General features: G+C 48.5%; 16 protein-coding genes and 1 riboswitch. Of the genes, 8 read left to right on the forward strand and 8 right to left on the reverse strand.

Annotated features, from left to right (window positions below; translation table 11 throughout):
• Positions 1-70 precede the first annotated feature (70 nt).
• The 6 genes from NYE45_RS02160 (at position 71) to nfsA (ending at position 6,434) form a co-directional block, all read left to right on the forward strand.
• Complete coding sequence (locus NYE45_RS02160) at positions 71-469, forward strand: metal-sensitive transcriptional regulator (RefSeq protein ID WP_340017291.1); 399 nt, start codon at positions 71-73, stop codon at positions 467-469.
• A 60-nt stretch (positions 470-529) separates the two neighbouring features.
• Positions 530-730, forward strand: a complete 201-nt coding sequence (locus tag NYE45_RS02165) for a copper ion binding protein (protein WP_076332633.1) — start codon at positions 530-532, stop codon at positions 728-730.
• A gap of 223 nt (positions 731-953) precedes the next feature.
• The gene (locus NYE45_RS02170; RefSeq protein WP_340017292.1) at positions 954-3,431 is read left to right on the forward strand and encodes a heavy metal translocating P-type ATPase; all 2,478 of its coding nucleotides are present in this window, start codon (positions 954-956) and stop codon (positions 3,429-3,431) included.
• Positions 3,432-3,783: 352 nt separating this feature from the next.
• The gene (locus NYE45_RS02175) at positions 3,784-4,947 is read left to right on the forward strand and encodes an ABC transporter permease (RefSeq protein WP_145152102.1); all 1,164 of its coding nucleotides are present in this window, start codon (positions 3,784-3,786) and stop codon (positions 4,945-4,947) included.
• A gap of 151 nt (positions 4,948-5,098) precedes the next feature.
• On the forward strand, positions 5,099-5,698 hold the full coding sequence (locus tag NYE45_RS02180; protein ID WP_340015374.1) for a TetR family transcriptional regulator: 600 nt from the start codon (positions 5,099-5,101) through the stop codon (positions 5,696-5,698).
• Positions 5,691-6,434 carry an oxygen-insensitive NADPH nitroreductase gene (gene nfsA / locus NYE45_RS02185; protein WP_340015375.1) on the forward strand — a complete coding sequence of 248 codons (744 nt, stop codon included), beginning with the start codon at positions 5,691-5,693 and terminating at the stop codon, positions 6,432-6,434. Before NYE45_RS02180 ends, nfsA begins: the two co-directional genes overlap by 8 nt.
• A gap of 324 nt (positions 6,435-6,758) precedes the next feature.
• Here the strand turns inward: nfsA and NYE45_RS02190 are convergent, their stop codons facing one another.
• From NYE45_RS02190 to NYE45_RS02215, 6 genes are all read right to left on the reverse strand, one after another.
• Entirely contained in the window at positions 6,759-7,589 is an 831-nt protein-coding gene (locus NYE45_RS02190) for a TatD family hydrolase (RefSeq protein ID WP_340015376.1), read from the reverse strand.
• An 82-nt stretch (positions 7,590-7,671) separates the two neighbouring features.
• Positions 7,672-8,580 carry an ABC transporter ATP-binding protein gene (locus NYE45_RS02195; protein ID WP_340015377.1) on the reverse strand — a complete coding sequence of 303 codons (909 nt, stop codon included), beginning with the start codon at positions 8,578-8,580 and terminating at the stop codon, positions 7,672-7,674.
• Between the two features lie 37 nt (positions 8,581-8,617).
• Positions 8,618-9,376 (reverse strand): ABC transporter permease, encoded by a 759-nt coding sequence (locus tag NYE45_RS02200; RefSeq protein WP_340015378.1) that lies wholly within the window; start codon positions 9,374-9,376, stop codon positions 8,618-8,620.
• Positions 9,376-9,666: a thiamine-binding protein gene (locus NYE45_RS02205; RefSeq protein ID WP_017690996.1), complete on the reverse strand. Its 291-nt coding sequence runs from the start codon at positions 9,664-9,666 to the stop codon at positions 9,376-9,378. The genes NYE45_RS02200 and NYE45_RS02205 overlap by 1 nt, the downstream gene beginning before the upstream one ends.
• A gap of 215 nt (positions 9,667-9,881) precedes the next feature.
• On the reverse strand, positions 9,882-10,922 hold the full coding sequence (locus tag NYE45_RS02210) for an ABC transporter substrate-binding protein (protein ID WP_340015379.1): 1,041 nt from the start codon (positions 10,920-10,922) through the stop codon (positions 9,882-9,884).
• A gap of 309 nt (positions 10,923-11,231) precedes the next feature.
• Positions 11,232-11,344: riboswitch (TPP riboswitch) on the reverse strand.
• 160 nt (positions 11,345-11,504) lie between these two features.
• A complete protein-coding gene (locus NYE45_RS02215) occupies positions 11,505-11,891 on the reverse strand; it encodes a VOC family protein (RefSeq protein ID WP_340015380.1) in 387 nt (128 codons plus the stop codon).
• A gap of 298 nt (positions 11,892-12,189) precedes the next feature.
• On the opposite strand from NYE45_RS02215, the gene NYE45_RS02220 reads away from it, so the two are divergent.
• Positions 12,190-12,624, forward strand: a complete 435-nt coding sequence (locus NYE45_RS02220) for a hypothetical protein (protein WP_340015381.1) — start codon at positions 12,190-12,192, stop codon at positions 12,622-12,624.
• A 423-nt stretch (positions 12,625-13,047) separates the two neighbouring features.
• On the opposite strand, the gene NYE45_RS02225 is transcribed toward NYE45_RS02220, so the two are convergent.
• Positions 13,048-14,283: an MFS transporter gene (locus NYE45_RS02225; RefSeq protein ID WP_340015382.1), complete on the reverse strand. Its 1,236-nt coding sequence runs from the start codon at positions 14,281-14,283 to the stop codon at positions 13,048-13,050.
• Between the two features lie 388 nt (positions 14,284-14,671).
• Here NYE45_RS02225 and serS point away from each other — a divergent pair, with 388 nt between their 5' ends.
• A complete protein-coding gene (gene serS / locus NYE45_RS02230) occupies positions 14,672-15,970 on the forward strand; it encodes a serine--tRNA ligase (RefSeq protein ID WP_340015383.1) in 1,299 nt (432 codons plus the stop codon).
• 223 nt (positions 15,971-16,193) lie between these two features.
• Here the strand turns inward: serS and NYE45_RS02235 are convergent, their stop codons facing one another.
• Positions 16,194-16,397, reverse strand: a complete 204-nt coding sequence (locus NYE45_RS02235) for a hypothetical protein (protein WP_076253873.1) — start codon at positions 16,395-16,397, stop codon at positions 16,194-16,196.
• Positions 16,398-16,513: the final 116 nt, after the last annotated feature.

The following is a 16,513-nucleotide window of genomic DNA, read 5'->3' on the forward strand; positions in this document are numbered from 1 at the left end:
AGAATACTATTGAATACCCCCATGGGGTATGTTACTCTTAGAAAAGAACGAAAGAAAAGGGGTGTTCATGATGGATCATCAGAGCCATCCCGAGGAACCTTTGCAATCCTCCGTAACTGATTCAACTGAAGCTTCGGGTACAGATCAAGAAGCGGTATCCTGTCATGCCGAGGGCAGTGATGGGAAGCATGTGCGCAAGAGTCACCATTCGCAGGAGATGAAGAGTAACCTGGTTTCTCGCTTGAACCGTGTGGAAGGACAGATTCGCGGGATCAAGGGATTGATCGAGAAGGATACGTACTGTGATGATGTGCTGACGCAGATTGCGGCGGCTCAGTCTGCTCTTAATTCGGTAGGCAAGCTTCTCCTTGAAGGCCATATGAAGAGCTGTATCGTTGAACGCATTCAGGCTGGTGAACATGAGGTTGTGGATGAACTGCTGGTTACGATGCGGAAGTTAATGAAGTAAGCTATATCAAAGTTACTAGATCAAGTTATCATTTTAATATACCCCAAGGAGGAATTTACAATGTCTAATGTTACGTTGAGCGTTACAGGAATGTCTTGCAATCACTGTGTGAAGTCGGTTGAAGAAGCTGTGAAGAATGCTGGGGCGAGCGGTCAGGTTGATCTGGCAGCGGGAACGGTAGCTGTGGAATATGACGAGCAGAAAGTGAACGTGGATCAGATTAAGGCTGCGATTGAAGATCAGGGGTACGATGTAGTCTAACTGCATCACAGGCTTAAACCGAACATTCTCATGGGCGAAAAAGAGGTCAAAGGCCTTTCCCACGAGCTAGGTTTAAGCCTAATTTTCTGTCTAATATATACCCCTAAGGGGTATGTTAATGCAACATACAATAAATTGAATCGATATGAAAGGAGCTGACATGATGGATAACTCAACCAATAAACCAACGGACAGATCATCTGAACCCACACCAATGCCGCCTATGGCAGACGCGCCAGGACTAAAGACAACACTGCACATCACGGGGATGACCTGTGCTGCATGTTCCACGCGAGTGGAGAAGGGCTTGTCCCGCATGGAAGGGGTGCAGCAGGCCAATGTGAATTTGGCCATTGAACAGGCAACCGTTTCTTATGATCCGAAGACAACCAACGTGAATGCGTTGCGAGATAAGGTGGAAGCATTGGGCTACGGTACGGTGTCCGAATCCGTTGATCTGAACATCACGGGTATGACGTGTGCTGCTTGTTCTGCCCGGATCGAAAAAGGTCTTTCCCGACTACCGGGGGTATCTCAGGCGAATGTGAATCTGGCCCTGGAGACAGGACACATCGAATATGCCGCTGGCGCACTCAAACCTTCGGATATTACCGCCAAGATCAAGCAGATGGGCTACGGTGCTGAACTGCAATTGACGCAAGAAGAGACCAAATCGGTTCGTGAACGTGAGCTGCAACGTAAAAAGTGGAAATGGATGATATCTGCTTTGTTATCGATTCCGTTGCTGTGGGCAATGGTCGGGCATTTCTCGTTCACATCCGGAATTTATGTCCCCGATCTATTCATGAACCCTTGGTTCCAGCTGATTCTGGCAACGCCAGTACAGTTCGTGATTGGATGGCAATTCTATGTGGGGGCGTACAAAGCCCTACGTAACCGCAGTGCCAATATGGACGTTCTCGTCGCACTGGGTACCAGCGCAGCGTTTTTCTACAGTCTGTATCTGACATTATCCAGTGGGTATTTACCTTCTACGACGATGGATCATGGGGCAATGGGAACGAGCACAGCCGTCATGCCCTCGGTAGAACTCTATTATGAGACAAGTGCAATTCTAATTACGTTAATTTTACTGGGAAAATGGTTCGAGGCTGTGGCGAAAGGTCGCTCTTCCCAGGCGATCAAAAGCTTGATTGAACTCGCTCCACGTGAAGCCCGTGTCATTCGTGATGGACAGGAAGTTATGGTTCCTGCCGCATATGTGGCGGTGGGTGATCTGATTTTGGTGAAGCCGGGGGACAGCATCCCGGTGGATGGTATCGTTGAAGAGGGGCAGTCCTCTGTGGATGAATCCATGTTAAGCGGAGAGAGCCTTCCCGTGGATAAAAAACCGGGAGATGCCGTTACAGGTGCTACGCTGAACAAAAACGGGGTATTACGAGTGCGTGCGACCCGAGTGGGATCGGACACGGCTTTGTCCCAAATCATCAAAGTGGTCGAGCAAGCACAGGGCTCCAAAGCACCGATCCAGCGGATCGCCGATGTCATATCAGGCATATTTGTACCAATTGTCGTGGGTATTGCCGCGTTGACATTCCTGATCTGGTATCTGTTTGCAAGTCCGGGTGACTTCGCCGGTTCCCTTGAAAAAGCGATTGCCGTGCTCGTTATTGCCTGTCCATGTGCATTGGGGCTGGCAACACCAACCTCCGTCATGGCTGGATCAGGACGTGCCGCCGAATATGGCATTCTGTTCAAAGGCGGCGAACATCTGGAGTCGGCACAACAGATTCAGACTGTGGTTCTCGACAAAACAGGTACAGTGACCCAAGGTAAACCGGTCCTTACCGATGTTGTCATGGCTCCGAATTGGACGGAATCCGATCTGCTTGAGCGTGTAGGAGCGGCTGAACAGAGTTCGGAGCATCCGCTGGCAGAGGCGATTGTTGCAGGTATCCGTGCCAAGGGTCTGGAATTGACCCCAACAGAGAAGTTCGAGAACATACCGGGATACGGCGTGCGAGCTTCATTAAAAGGGCAGGAAATTCTGGTCGGCACACGTCGTTTGCTCGCAGATGCAAAGGTGAATGTCGCTGAGGAAACCGTTCAGCAGATGAACCATCTGGAGGAGCAGGGACGTACAGCGATGCTGGTTGCAGTGGACGGTCAGTGTGCAGGGATCGTCGCTGTGGCTGACACCATTAAGGATACCTCTCGTGAAGCCATCGGTCGTCTTCAAGCGATGGGGATCGATGTCATTATGATCACGGGAGACAATGAGCGGACTGCTCGCGCTGTAGCAGAACAGGCAGGGATCGGTAAAGTTCTGGCTGAGGTTCTGCCGGAAGGCAAAGCCACGGAAGTGAAGAAACTTCAGGAGAGTGGCCTGAAAGTCGCTATGGTAGGTGACGGCATTAATGATGCTCCGGCACTCGCCACAGCGGATATTGGGATGGCCATCGGAACAGGAACAGATGTAGCGATGGAAGCGGCGGATATTACCTTGATGCGTGGTGATCTGAACAGTATTGCAGATGCCATTGAGATGAGCCGGCGTACGATGGGTAACATCAAACAAAACCTGTTCTGGGCACTCGGATACAATGTCATTGGTATTCCCATTGCGGCAGTTGGCTTCTTGGCACCATGGCTGGCAGGGGCGGCGATGGCATTCAGCTCCGTGTCGGTTGTCCTGAATGCGCTGCGTCTGCAACGCATGAAGCTGAAGAGAAATGACTGACCGACCCATGTTTAATGATATATTCAACGTCTCATTGTAATGAAGTGAGGATAAATCAATGCGCGGTTCGCTGCGGCGGACCGTGTTTTTTTGTTGAGAAAATACGGTTTGAATTTCCAGAAAAGTAGGTCTGAAACGTTGGCATAAGTGTTCTTTTCTTTGGGAAAAGGATAGCATAATGCTCTTTTGTGAAAATGGATCGATTGTATTCATGAATAAAGCTTATGTTTTCTGAATATTTCAAAAATCAGTTGACAATATGGACATATTCACATAAAATTTAAACGATCGTTTGATTCAAACAACTGTTTAAATCAAATTAGAACTATTTTAGTAATGGAGGACACCTTTTATGTTGCAGGCATTACGTACATTGTTTAAAAAACCGCCAGTGATCGTGGGGATCGTAACAGCACTTATGTTCCAAGTGATCTTTAGCGTGATCTGGATGACCGCATATTCGGGAGTAAATGACCGTACGAAAGAATTGACGGTTGCGATTGTGAATGAGGACGGTGAAATGTCCAAAGGAATCGCAGATTCCCTTGCAGGAACACTGCCTTTCCACACCGTATCCAATCTGAGTGCGGCTGAAGCGTTGGATCAGCTGAATCATCACAAAGTACACATGGTGCTGGATATCCCGGCTGGATTTAACGAATTGCTTCAAACGGCTGGCTCAACCGCTGAGATTAAATACACGATTAATGAAGCGAACCCGGTTACGATTAAAAGCATGATGCAAGGTGTATCACAAAGTGTGACAAACACGATTAACAAACAAGCTACAGCACAAGGGGTACAGACGGTGTTAACTGCTTCAGGTGCACCTGCCGATCAGGCTGCTGAAGCCGCTACGAACCTGACTACCCGAGTGGAAGGAACGACAACGTCCATCAACCCGGTTAACGGGATGAATAATCAGATGGTGCCAATGATGATGGTACTGGCTTCCTATGTAGGTGCCATGATCATGGGGATGAACCTCCAGACAGCGATGGGTATGTTGTCATCTACCTATTCCCGCTTGACTTTGTTTGGCGCAAGAGTAGTCATTAACGTAGGTTCTGCATTGGTCGTTTCCTTGCTGGGATCATCATTGATCGTGGCATTGGGCGGACAGATTGAACAAGGATTCGTCGCATTCTGGTTGTTCCAGGCGCTATTCCTGTGCACGTTCATGTTCTTCTCCCAGTTCTTCCTGATCTGCTTCGGACCAGCAGGAAGTCTGTTCAACATCATCTCACTGTCCTTGCAACTGGTATCCTCCGGTGCAATGGTACCGCGTGAATTGCTGAATAGCTTCTATAGCGGCATTGGGCAGTACCTGCCTGCAACATACGCCGTTCAGGGTATTCTGAGCGTGCAATTGGGAGGCCCAGGAGTTCAGTCTGCTGCGGGCTCTATCGTGATTGTACTGTTGGTTGCAGTTGCTTTGTCACTGGTCGTGACGTTGTTGAAAAAACAACGCATGCCAGCTGGGGCGCCAAGCCCGGCTCAAGCGGCGAACAACTAATACATCCATATTATGGATTTATAGGATAGGACAAGCACCCCGATGATTTTCATCGGGGTGCTTGGTGTAATATAATAGACAGATAGATTACCTGACTACAGCCCTTGAGCTGGAGCGAATGAAATGAACGGACAAGAGGGAGCGGGACGGAATGACGGAACCGGAGTTGGATATCAAAACGAGGATACTGCTTGCAGCTAAGAAGCTTTTTGCACAGCAGGGGTATGACGGGACGAGTGTTCGTCAAATCTGTGATGAGGCAGGTGCTAATGTGTCACTGGTCTCATACCATTTTGGCGGAAAAGAAAAGGTGTTCGAAGCGTTATTTGAGCATTTTTTCCCTGGGCATATGATGAACTCGCTGGCGGAAGAGTCGATGTCCTCGCCTGTGGAAGGTATCCGACGAATTATTGGTGAAGTTGTGAAGTTCACGATGACGGACCGGGAGATGAGCGATATTGTACAGCTTGAAATTACACTGCGTACACATCGCACAGCTACCGTATTTCGTTTTCTGGACCCCGTCTGGACCCGAGTTAAGGAACTGCTGCAAGAAGGTAAGGACCAGGGATTGTTCCAGATCGAGTCCGTGTCTTATGCGATGCTTCAGGTTATGGGTGTGGCTTTGGCGCATAAACGGGCCAAGAATTCACGATTTGGCTTTGATTATCAGGATATGAATACAGACGAGCTCGCTGAGCAGACGATTGAGTTCGTACTTCGAGGATTGGGAGTGAACAGCCATGAATGAAACTATTGAGTTGATGATGAAACACCGCTCTGTACGCAAATTCAAGCCAGACCCGGTGAGTGATGAGCAGCTTGCAGCCATCGTAGCGGCTGGGCAGATGGCTTCCTCTTCAAGTAGTGTGCAAGCCTATACCGTAATTGCTGTGACGGACTTAGAGCAAAAAGCCAAGCTGGCTGAATTGGCAGGCAATCAGGCCTACGTCAATGAATGTCCGGTGTTTCTTGTATGGTGTGCTGATCTATATCGGCTGAGTGATGCTGCGAAACGTCATCTTCCTGAGAAGGAATCGTATGCCGATTCCACAGAGAATTTCATGGTAGCCACAATTGATGCTGCACTGGCTTCGCAGAATGCTGCTCTTGCAGCAGAGTCACTTGGCTTTGGAATCGTATATATTGGCGGGCTTCGTACCCGGATTGAAGAAGTCGCTGAGCTGTTGGGATTGCCGGAGGGGGTATATCCGGTGTATGGCATGTGCATTGGTGTTGCAGATCAGGAAACGGGAATTCGGCCACGTCTGCCACTGGATGCAGTCCTGCATCATAATCGCTATAATGCCGAGCAGAGCATCAAAGGTGTCGAGCAGTACGACGAGACAACGACGGCGTACATGAAAGAACGGACCAATGGTGAACGAACGACCCCATGGTCCGAACTGATGGCGAAGCGCCTGACTGAGCCAACACGGTTGCAAGTGAGACCGTTCCTGGAAGGCAAAGGATTCTTGAAGCGTTAAGTTGAACTGAAGGTAGTTACACTTGCCACTCCGATGACAGAACAACCTTCCGATCGCTGTTATCCCCAGATTTTTTGATCCAATTTTTGTGAAGGTGAAAATCTAGTGATAGCGTATGCTTTCGAAGTAGCTTTCTTTCAGAAAGCTTTTAGGCGAACGCTCTGCTTCCTCAGGTTATTTCTGTCCTCTACGTTCCTGTGTAAAAATTTAGTTAAACTGATATATATATAGTAAATTAGAAGTCAGTCGGTGGCGAAGCCGACTGGCTTCTTTGTGCTGTGTTGGCACGGGCAAGCGAGAGTGCTTGCTGCTACCAGATTGTACTCAAGTTAAGCCATAGAAACGCTTCGTATTCTGATAAAAGAGACGGGCTGCCCGCTCGGTTCCCATGCCGGTGATCTCGCTCCATGCCTGAATGACCTGTCTGGTCATGGCCGGGTGTGTCATTCGTCCCTGAAATGGCCCTTCGAAGGGCCAAGGTCCGTCGGTCTCGGCCATCACTTGTTCTGATGGATATTGCCGGGCGAGTTCACGAATCTCATCTTCATACCGAATATCCGGCGTGAAAGAGATGAAATAGCCGTTGTCCGCCATACGCTTTATGGTTTGGCGAGATCCTTTGAACCAGTGGAAATGAGCACGTCGGAATTGATAATGCTCCAGCAGATCACAGACGATATCCGCATCTTCGTATACCGCATGAAGGACAAGTGGTTTGTTATGCTTTTTGGCGAGTTGGATAAAACGTTCGAGCAGTTCGATGTACCCGCTCTGATCGAAGTGTTGCCCTGCCTGCTCAGCCTCCTGACGGTTGTAATAGGGAAGCCCAACTTCTCCTATGGCTATGGCTTGTCCCATATGCTTCTCAATCCATTGGAAGAACAGGTCCATTTCTGCAACGGAGGGCAGTTCCTGTTCCGGATGGAAACCGAAGGCCGGATAGATGTAGCGTGGATGTTGCTTTGCAAGCTTCAGATTGGCCTGGGCAGAAGCAAGATTCATGGACACGGCGATGATTGCTTCGACTTGCTGAGACGGAAACGATAGCAGCATCTCACGTTGTTCATCAGGCGTATACTGATCGAAGTGAATATGAGCATCAATTAAGGGTGCGAAAGCTTGAGCATGCACGAGGGAATTCCTCCTTGTGGTCATTTATATTCTAACTATGTTACGCAGGATTTCTTATGGTGGATCACCCATTAAAGGAAAATAATAACTTAAAAAACCCGCGCTATTATGATAGGCGGGCTTTCTGCTGTTCTTCTCTCATCCACTGTGCAATCTGCCGTTTACGTTCAAGGAATGCGGATTCCTCTGTAATTTCTTCTCGTCTTGGGCGATCAAAAGGAACATGTACCTCGTGCAGCACCGTTGCAGGTCGGTTGGATAACACATAGACCCGATCGGCAAGCAGCAATGCTTCTTCGATATTGTGGGTGATGAACAGCACCGAGCGGCGGTTCTGTTCCCAGATATCGAGCAGCCAGCGCTGCATGTCACTACGTGTCAGTGCATCCAGCGCGCTGAAAGGTTCGTCCAGAAGCATGAGTTCCTGCGGACTGAGCAGGGCACGCAAAAATGCAGCACGCTGCTGCATTCCGCCCGACAGCATATGAGGATAGGCCTGCTCGAACCCGGCAAGACCCACGCTGCTTAACCACTTTCGAGCCTCTGCAAGTGCTTCGGCCCGAGAGGGAGCATTTGTCGCTACTTCACCAGCAAGTAGTACGTTATCTTCAATGGTACGCCACGGGAAAAGAGCAGGCTGTTGTGGCATATAACTGATCTTGCCACGTTGGCCCGTCACATCGAGACCATTCATCAGCACTTGCCCTTCCTGAGGCTTCAGCAGACCACCGATGATATGGAACAGGGTGCTTTTGCCGCAGCCAGAAGGTCCAACGATAGCGACAAACTCACCTTGCTCCACAGTCAGGGACAGGCCGTTCAGAACCGATAACCTGCTCCGTCGTTCGCGGAATGATGCATGAACATTAACAACGTCCAGTGCAGGTGGAACCAGAGCAGGAGTAGCATTGGCAGGTTGATCAGGGGTAGCCGAGTGAAACTTTTCACCATGCTTGGGCTCCATTACGCTTGCTCCTCCTCTAGGCAGGACTTGTGCGTCCTGTTGCCGATTCATATGATCATCACTTCCTAATATACAGATTACATCTTTACTACCGCTTCTGTGGCCGCCAGCGCACGAGCAGCTTCTCCAGTAGCGCAATGAGCAGGAAGAGCAGCAAGCTGAGCGCGACAATAATCATGATTGCCACGAATAGACGATCGGTGCGATAAGCCGACTTTTGCAGCATCATATAATAACCAATACCCTTGTCTGCACCAATCCATTCGGCAATGATGGCACCCATCACGCTATAGGTAGCGGCGATTTTGACACCGGAGAACACGGATGGCAGCGCATGGGGAAGCTCCAGCTTCCAGAAGATCTGGCGACGTTTCGCACCAGCCATGCGCATATAGTTCATCATCGCCGCGTCGGTACGGGTCAAGCCGTCCATGGCCGCCACTGCGACAGGGAAGAAGCAGACTAGGATGATGGTAATCAGCTTGGGCAACAGCCCGAATCCGAACCAGATCAATAGGAGCGGCGCCAGCGCGATGGTCGGGATATTTTGACTAAGAATAAGTAAAGGATACAAGGCTGACTTGAGAAAAGGGACCAAATGCAGCACCATCGCAATCAGCAATCCGACCGCTGTGCCAGCCGCGAATCCGATCAGCGTTAACTGAATGGTTGCGGAGGCATGCATGCCAAGTCGCTCGGCCTGGGATGCCGCTTGGCGGGCGATATCGGACGGTGCTGGCAGCATCCATTTCTCAATATGGAACAGGGAGACAGCTCCCTGCCATATTGCTATAAAGAGAATAACCGCCACAAAGGGCGGCCATACACTTTTGAAATAGGCATGCATTAGCGATATTTCTCCGTCAGGGTGTCCATACTGAAGCCGGTTGGGCTATGGGCGATTTTGATCTGAGAGATGATGCTTGGGCTGCCAGCCTCCACGAGTACCTCGTGCATTTTACGGACAACCTCGAGCAGTTCCTCCAGTTCCCCCTCCATCGTGGTGTCGAGCGCGTTCACCTGATACTTCAGGCCAGATTGCTGAATGACTTCAATGGCGCGATCTACGTAAGGATAAGAATTCTCGCCATTTGGCGTTTTCGGAATAACCTGAATGCTAAGTAGTGTGCTTGCCATGAGAGATCACGGCTCCTTTCGTGATAAATTGCATGAATTGAACCAGGTTTACACTTATCACTCCGATTGCAGTACCCTCTTCCGATCACTGTTATCCCCAGATTTCTTGAATCCATTTTCAATGGGGAAATCCGGGATAAAGGCGAACACTTCGCTTCTTCAGATGGGTTCTGCACTCTTCGTTCTTGTGTAAAAAAGTTAAACTTAAGCAATTTTTATTGGGGTAAAAACTCGTTCGTATATGCTTTGCTCACATCGATCTGTTCATCCAGCAGTTTTTTGCTAAACATCCAGTCAGTGTAGTTCTGCCACACTTCCTGTTTTTGTTCACCCCAACGCGGGGCGTCATCCGTGTACTTTGGACTAAGCCATTTCTGGCTTGCCAGCACCAATTCCTTGTCCAGATCCGGTACAGCTTTGATCAGAATGTTCGCTGCGTCTTCGGGATGATCAATCGCGTATTGATATCCTTCGGAGGTGGCTTTCAGGAATGCTTTCACCAGCTCAGGATCGTTCTGAATCGTCTGCTCGTTCGTTACGAGGACAGGCGTGTAGTAATCCAGTGCATCTGAATAATCCTTCACATATAACATGTCGATCGGTTCTCCGCGCAGTTCGGCTTCAATCCCCGTCCAAGCGTAGAAAATCCACGCAAAATCAATGTCCCGTTTTATTGCGGTGAAAAAGTCAGCGTCACCCATGTTAATGTTTTTCACTTTGGATACATCAGCTCCGTCGCCTTCCATAATGGATTGCATCACGGCTTCTTCAACAGGGGAGCCCCAACCGCCATAAGTTTTACCCTCGAAATCTTTCGGTGATTTAATATTCCGATCCGCCGGAGCAGCGAACCCGGATGTATTATGCTGAATAACTGCTGCAATGGAGACGAGTGGAACACCCTGTGTGCGGGCTTGAGTTACACTCTCCTGATAACTTACGCCAAAAGGCACTTCATTTGATGCAACCATCGTATCCGCGCCACCAGCACCTGGTTGTACAATCTCCACGTTCAAGCCTTCGGCCTTATAAAAACCTTGATCCACGGCCGCATACAGGCCGGTATGATTCGTATTTGGTGTCCAGTCGAGCACCACTTTAATATCTTTCAGGGCGGCAGTGTCACCTTCGTTGCTGCTTTCCGCATTCTTGCTGCCGTTCTGTTCTGCCGGGGCAGCTTCTTTGCCGCCACATGCGGCCACCGTCACCAGTAGTACGCATAAGAGCAACAGTCCCATTGTTTTACGCCAATTCATCTTTGATTCTCTCCTTCGGTATGTCCGGCCGATTGGCACGGGGTACTCCTTGGCTTCATATCCAATCATCTTGCATAAATCGACAGATTTATACCAGTTGAGATCCGGATGACGTTATTTTTGAACGTAAGTAAAACGTCCATCGATGTCATTCAAGGAAGCCAGACCGCGTTTAGCGGCAGTTTTTCTTGCAATATCAGAAAGGCGATGCTTCCAAACGTATACTTTCCGATAGTAACAAAAAAAGCGCCCCGTATTCCGGGACGCGTGCAGGCGTTAGAGAGGTGGCGTTCAGCCATAGGGCTGTGCCATTTCGATATACTCCGATTCCTACGCTGGCATGATCCAGATCAGGTCTAAGGGTTAGTATCTTGGTGGGATACACTCTCAGCCGGCCAATTCCGACTCCCCTGGGAAACTATGAAGTTACGGGCATTACTAGGTGTAATTATAGGCCAGCCGGTGGAACGTGTCCAGTCAGGAACTGGATAGCGTGCGGTCCGAGTAGAGCATTCCATCCATTAAAGGATTTACACAGGTCACTATTGAACCGATCTAATTGTCCACACACTGCTGATGTACTTAACGTTGGAAGAATTCGATCCATTCTCTCTCCGGACCATAGATGAAGAAGTAACGGTAACCGTTAGGCAGTGTGATGATTTCTCCATCGATAAATTCGGCTTCGGTGGCTTGGATGCGTTTGTATTCAGAATCAAGGTCATCCACATGGATGGCAAAATGGTGCACAGTTCCTTCGGCAGGCAGCTTGTCGCTGTACCCTTGAATTAACTCAATCTCTGTCTCGTTACTTCCATTGAAGCCGAGGAAGGCAAGCTGAATGACGCCGTTTGTATGTGTCACGCGGTCTTTCAGTTCCAATCCGACAACCTCCGTATAGAAAAGGAGTGTGGTATCCAGATCACGAACGGCAATGCCGACGTGGTCGATGCGCTTTTGAAAACTCATCGTAGTAATCCCCCTTATGATCCGTTAATGTAACCGGAAAATGTTACCTGACATATTAAGGAGTATGATAGATTTATAAAACCTAGTTGTCAAGTGGGGATTGTTCATATCTACACGTGTGAAATTCAGCTGGAGTAACCATCCAATTATTATGTAGTTCACAGAATGTTCACTTATGTGGAGGCTTTCCTCATCTCTATAATTACGAAGATAAACAGAGAGGATGAGAGAATTGCCAATAAGCAAGAAGGAACAAATTATTTTCGGATTAATGATGTGTATAGGGATGGTAATAGTCATGATGTTCTTCAATCTATGGCACAGTGGGTTACTCGGTAAGATGTCCCCGCTTGAGATACTGCTTCAATTCATATTATGTTTTGTCATCGCGTTTCTGGTGGAGTCTTTCATTGTTGGCCCTGTGGCGAGAAAGATTGCATTCTCCTTGCCCTTCGACAAGTCCAACAAGATTTTGGGTGTGCTCGTCATGTCATTTTTCATGGTGATTGGCATGGTTCTGATCATGTCCATGTATGGAATGATTTCAGCGTATCTTGCAGACCAATTAGGTGGGGGTTCCATATTCTGTACCTATCTTCAGACGATCGCTCGCAACTTCAGCCTGGCGCTTCCATATCAGTTAATCATTCTGGGACCACTCGTGCGATATGTATTCGGTAAATTCATCAAGGACAACGGGCCTGTATTGCCTGCCGTTAACAAAAGTGTGTGATTCAACGGGGTCCAGAGTATTTCCTGGGCAATCTTGTGCAAATGAATAGATCATATTCTCACTTTTAATGAAAGGTGATCAGAGAGGCAAAGATAGGGCACTTGCCACCATTATTGCAGCCCTAACGAATCTAGAACACCTTATTAGGCCGGTTTTTAAGGAATGAAAAATCTAACGAATTTCAGCGGCGTTATTAGGTTAAGAAACTGCAACGAGATCTTGATTTGAAGCTAATTACCTACAATAACGTCTCTAGGATTCGTTAGATTTCAAACATACAGAAATGGAGATGAATAGCGTGTGTCAAGTTCGTTAGAACAGAGTAACGATACAAAAAAATGTCCACCGTCAAGTCATGACAGTAGACATTTCATTTTTTTAATAGGTAATTCTAATTCTCAGAACTGGATTGATGCATAACTGTTAAGTTGCTGGATCGACCATATGTTTGTTCTGCCATTGATACGTGATTACGCTAATGACAAGCAGGCCAACTGCAAAGATCGCAAGCATCCATGCAGACTGATTAACCGCCAGATGATCAAGACTCCACCCCGTCGTCAAAGGCAGAATGGCACCGCCAACCCCGCCTGAGGCAATCAAAATGCTGGGTGTGGATTCTTCTGTTCCGGGCAGCAGTTTACTGGCGAAGACAAGGGCAATGGAGAAAATGCCTGACATCGCAAGTCCAAGTAGCAAGATGATGAGAAACGCAGACCAGATCTGGTTCGTAAATGGAAATACCATTAACAAAAGAACAGACGCGAGACAACTGTACAGGACATAGACGCGGTATTGGAATTTCTCTGCGATATACCCGGCGAAGAGTCGTCCCACGGACATGGCAATCCAGAAACAGGTAACACTAAGCGCTGCTCCGGCTTCCTTCATGTTCATTTTCTCAATCAGGATCGCTGGCATGAAGTTCGCAAGACTCATCTCCGTGCCAACGTATAGGAAGAAGAACAGGACGAATAGTACTAGCAGAGTCAGGTTACGTCCGCGATAGGTTGGGCCGGATGAACTGGCAGGTGCGGGGTGCATCTCACCCGATGTCCCAGCAGAGTGCGTATGTACCGAAGCATGATTTGAACCTCGTCGATCCAGCACCTGGTCTAGCTCACCGAATGATCCTTTCGCCCAGAATATAAAGGTTAGTGCTGCGCAGATCGCAACAACGAGAAAGGAGAGGCGCCAGTATCCAGCAGCAATCAGACCGCTGGCAATGAGCGGCATGACCATCGCCCCGATTCCGAATAACACTTCCAGTCGACTCATGGCAACAGCTGTATTGTCTTTGATTGCAGCGATGATAATGGTGCCAATGACAGCTTCAACCATTCCGAATCCGAAGCCGGCTGCGGGTGCGATGACGAACATCCAGCCCCACGGTGGCAACAGCATGTAGGATAATTCTGCAATACAGAGCAACGCTGTGGCGATTAACAGGCCTCCCCGTTTACCAAAGCGTCTGTTCAGCCATGGAGATAACAATACACCACCCAGGAATCCTGCAAATTGAGCGAAGATCAGCGTTCCGCCATGGCTATAATCTTTGCCGTAATGTTCAAGTGCAACCGGCAGAATGGAACCGAGTACAACGTGGGCAAGTCCAATCAGGAAATAGGACAGACATCCGATCCACAGTAATTTTTTCATAAGGAACTCCTTCTACTTATATACATAAATTGAGAATCAGAATAAAGCGTAATCATGGAGACAAAGTCTATCATAACAGGACATGTAAAGTTGTGCCATGAATTCCTCATCGATACAGAAGGTTGCAATTTGGTCTGACGTTCGTATATACTGAGACACAACAATTACAGATCGGACCATGCCGTTGAAGAGCATCCAACTCGGAGGCGTTTTCGCCAGGGGAGCGATATTTCCCCAAGTTAACCGGAACCGCCCGTTATCGCGGACCAAGAGGCTGGAAGCAGGATATCCTGATTCAGCAAGTTGGGTGGCACCGCGAGCAGAGCGCTCCTCGTCCCAAGGGATGAGGGCGCTCTTTGTATTTTTACAGCCAAAGGAGACGGTGACCATGTTAGAAATGAAGTGGATTCGGGCACATGCAGAAGAGGTTCAGGCCGCAGCAGACGGAAAAAAAATCAAAATCAACATTCGCACATTGCTGGAGCGGGATGAGGAACGCAGGGCAATTTTGCAGGAATCGGAAGAAGGACGCAGATTGCGCAATACGTTATCCGCGGACATTGGCAGACTCATGCAAGCCGGGAATCGGGAACAGGCCGAGGGATTGCGGGCTCAGGTGAAACAGCTCAATGAACAGTTGGAACACGTGGAAGCGAGGCTCGCCCCTGTGCAGGAGGAAGTAACCAAACTACAATGGCTGGTACCCAATGTCGTATCTCCGGATACCCCGAAAGGCATGTCGGATGCGGATAATGTGGAGCTGCGACGTGTGGGAGAGGTGCCAACGTTCGAGTATATCACCAAAGATCACGTGGAACTTGGGGAGTTGCATGATCTAATCGATATTCCCCGTGGAGTTAAGATTGGCGGTACGCGAAGTTATGTATTGAAAGGCGCTGGTCTGTTATTACATCGGGCAGTACAGCAACTTGCGCTTGATCTCCTGTTGAAGCATGGGTTTACACCAATGGAGGTTCCGCTGATGGTCAGGGAGGATGCGCTGGTGAACACCGGATTCTTCCCAACCGGTCGAGATCAGGTCTATGAACTTGAAGGGGAGAACAAGTGGCTCGTGGGAACTTCTGAAGTGCCGCTGGTTTCGTATTATGCGGATGAGATAGTCGATGTTAAGGAGCCGGTGAAGCTGGCCGCGGTATCGACGTGTTTCCGCAGTGAGGTTGGCTCCGGCGGACGTGATGTACGCGGATTGTACCGTGTGCACCAATTTGCCAAAGTCGAGCAGGTCATTCTCTGTGCTCCTGATGCAGAAGAATCGGAGCGCATGCTGCAAGAGATTACGGGACACGCTGAGGAATTGCTGCAATTACTTGAACTGCCGTATCGTGTTGTCGCTGTATGTACCGGAGATATGTCTCAGAAAACGTACAAACAGTATGACATCGAGACCTGGATGCCGAGCCGCGATGCCTACGGAGAAACCCATTCGTCGTCGAATCTGCATGATTTTCAGGCTCGCCGTTCGAACATTCGTTGCCTGGATGCCGAAGGCAAGTTGGTCTATTGCCACACCCTGAATAATACGGCGGTGGCATCGCCGCGTATCCTAATTCCTTTGCTTGAGAATCATCAGCAGGAGGATGGAAGCATACGCATTCCGGTAGCCTTGCGGCCCTATATGGGCGGTGCCGAGAGCTTGATTTTGCCAGAGCAGGATGAAGTGAATTAGAAAGGTTAGTTAACGCTCTAGTAATTCAAAAAGGGGATGTTCCAAACGTCATGTTGCATGTGACGATGGACATCCCCTTTTCAACGATAACACTATTTAACGAACCGATCTCCTACTATGTTGTGCCAAATATAACTGATGGTTAGTGCTCGGACCTAAGATATAGCTTTCTTAATCAGAATTTTCTTCGTTTATGTAAGTAAATAAAATTATTTCTTAAATGTTAACGCAGCTTCCATTCACGCTCGTTAATGATTTCAATTTGTCCAGATTCAAGGGCTTTTTTGAAACGATTGCGGGCTGTTTTCATCAATAGAACCATCTCGTCTTCAGGACGAATCTTGGTGGATGTCGAAGTGACAATAGCTTTCATACGTTTACGGTTATTTTTAGGTGAAACCATATCAAGCAAATTCTTTTCGATCATACATATCCCACCCCCATCTTTTAGGTTTATTAAAACAGTATTACGCGACCTTCCCATATTATACAATGAAAATCATGAATTGTTCCAAGACTCCCACTTACGTTATTCAACTTTAT

Source organism: Paenibacillus sp. FSL K6-1318, from assembly GCF_037976905.1.
GTDB lineage: Bacteria > Bacillota > Bacilli > Paenibacillales > Paenibacillaceae > Paenibacillus > Paenibacillus amylolyticus_A.

What these genes read in the sequence shown, in the direction of transcription:
- NYE45_RS02235 (WP_076253873.1), bottom strand. Translation starts at nt 16,397, where the DNA reads ATGATCGAAAAGAATTTGCTTGATATGGTTTCACCTAAAAATAACCGT.
- NYE45_RS02220 (WP_340015381.1), top strand. Translation starts at nt 12,190, where the DNA reads ATGATGTTCTTCAATCTATGGCACAGTGGGTTACTCGGTAAGATGTCC.
- NYE45_RS02175 (WP_145152102.1), top strand. Translation starts at nt 3,784, where the DNA reads ATGTTGCAGGCATTACGTACATTGTTTAAAAAACCGCCAGTGATCGTG.
- NYE45_RS02205 (WP_017690996.1), bottom strand. Translation starts at nt 9,666, where the DNA reads ATGGCAAGCACACTACTTAGCATTCAGGTTATTCCGAAAACGCCAAAT.
- NYE45_RS02200 (WP_340015378.1), bottom strand. Translation starts at nt 9,376, where the DNA reads ATGCATGCCTATTTCAAAAGTGTATGGCCGCCCTTTGTGGCGGTTATT.
- nfsA (WP_340015375.1), top strand. Translation starts at nt 5,691, where the DNA reads ATGAATGAAACTATTGAGTTGATGATGAAACACCGCTCTGTACGCAAA.
- NYE45_RS02180 (WP_340015374.1), top strand. Translation starts at nt 5,099, where the DNA reads ATGACGGAACCGGAGTTGGATATCAAAACGAGGATACTGCTTGCAGCT.
- NYE45_RS02160 (WP_340017291.1), top strand. Translation starts at nt 71, where the DNA reads ATGGATCATCAGAGCCATCCCGAGGAACCTTTGCAATCCTCCGTAACT.
- NYE45_RS02190 (WP_340015376.1), bottom strand. Translation starts at nt 7,589, where the DNA reads ATGACCACAAGGAGGAATTCCCTCGTGCATGCTCAAGCTTTCGCACCC.
- NYE45_RS02225 (WP_340015382.1), bottom strand. Translation starts at nt 14,283, where the DNA reads ATGAAAAAATTACTGTGGATCGGATGTCTGTCCTATTTCCTGATTGGA.
- NYE45_RS02165 (WP_076332633.1), top strand. Translation starts at nt 530, where the DNA reads ATGTCTAATGTTACGTTGAGCGTTACAGGAATGTCTTGCAATCACTGT.
- NYE45_RS02210 (WP_340015379.1), bottom strand. Translation starts at nt 10,922, where the DNA reads ATGAATTGGCGTAAAACAATGGGACTGTTGCTCTTATGCGTACTACTG.
- NYE45_RS02195 (WP_340015377.1), bottom strand. Translation starts at nt 8,580, where the DNA reads ATGAATCGGCAACAGGACGCACAAGTCCTGCCTAGAGGAGGAGCAAGC.
- serS (WP_340015383.1), top strand. Translation starts at nt 14,672, where the DNA reads ATGTTAGAAATGAAGTGGATTCGGGCACATGCAGAAGAGGTTCAGGCC.
- NYE45_RS02170 (WP_340017292.1), top strand. Translation starts at nt 954, where the DNA reads ATGGCAGACGCGCCAGGACTAAAGACAACACTGCACATCACGGGGATG.
- NYE45_RS02215 (WP_340015380.1), bottom strand. Translation starts at nt 11,891, where the DNA reads ATGAGTTTTCAAAAGCGCATCGACCACGTCGGCATTGCCGTTCGTGAT.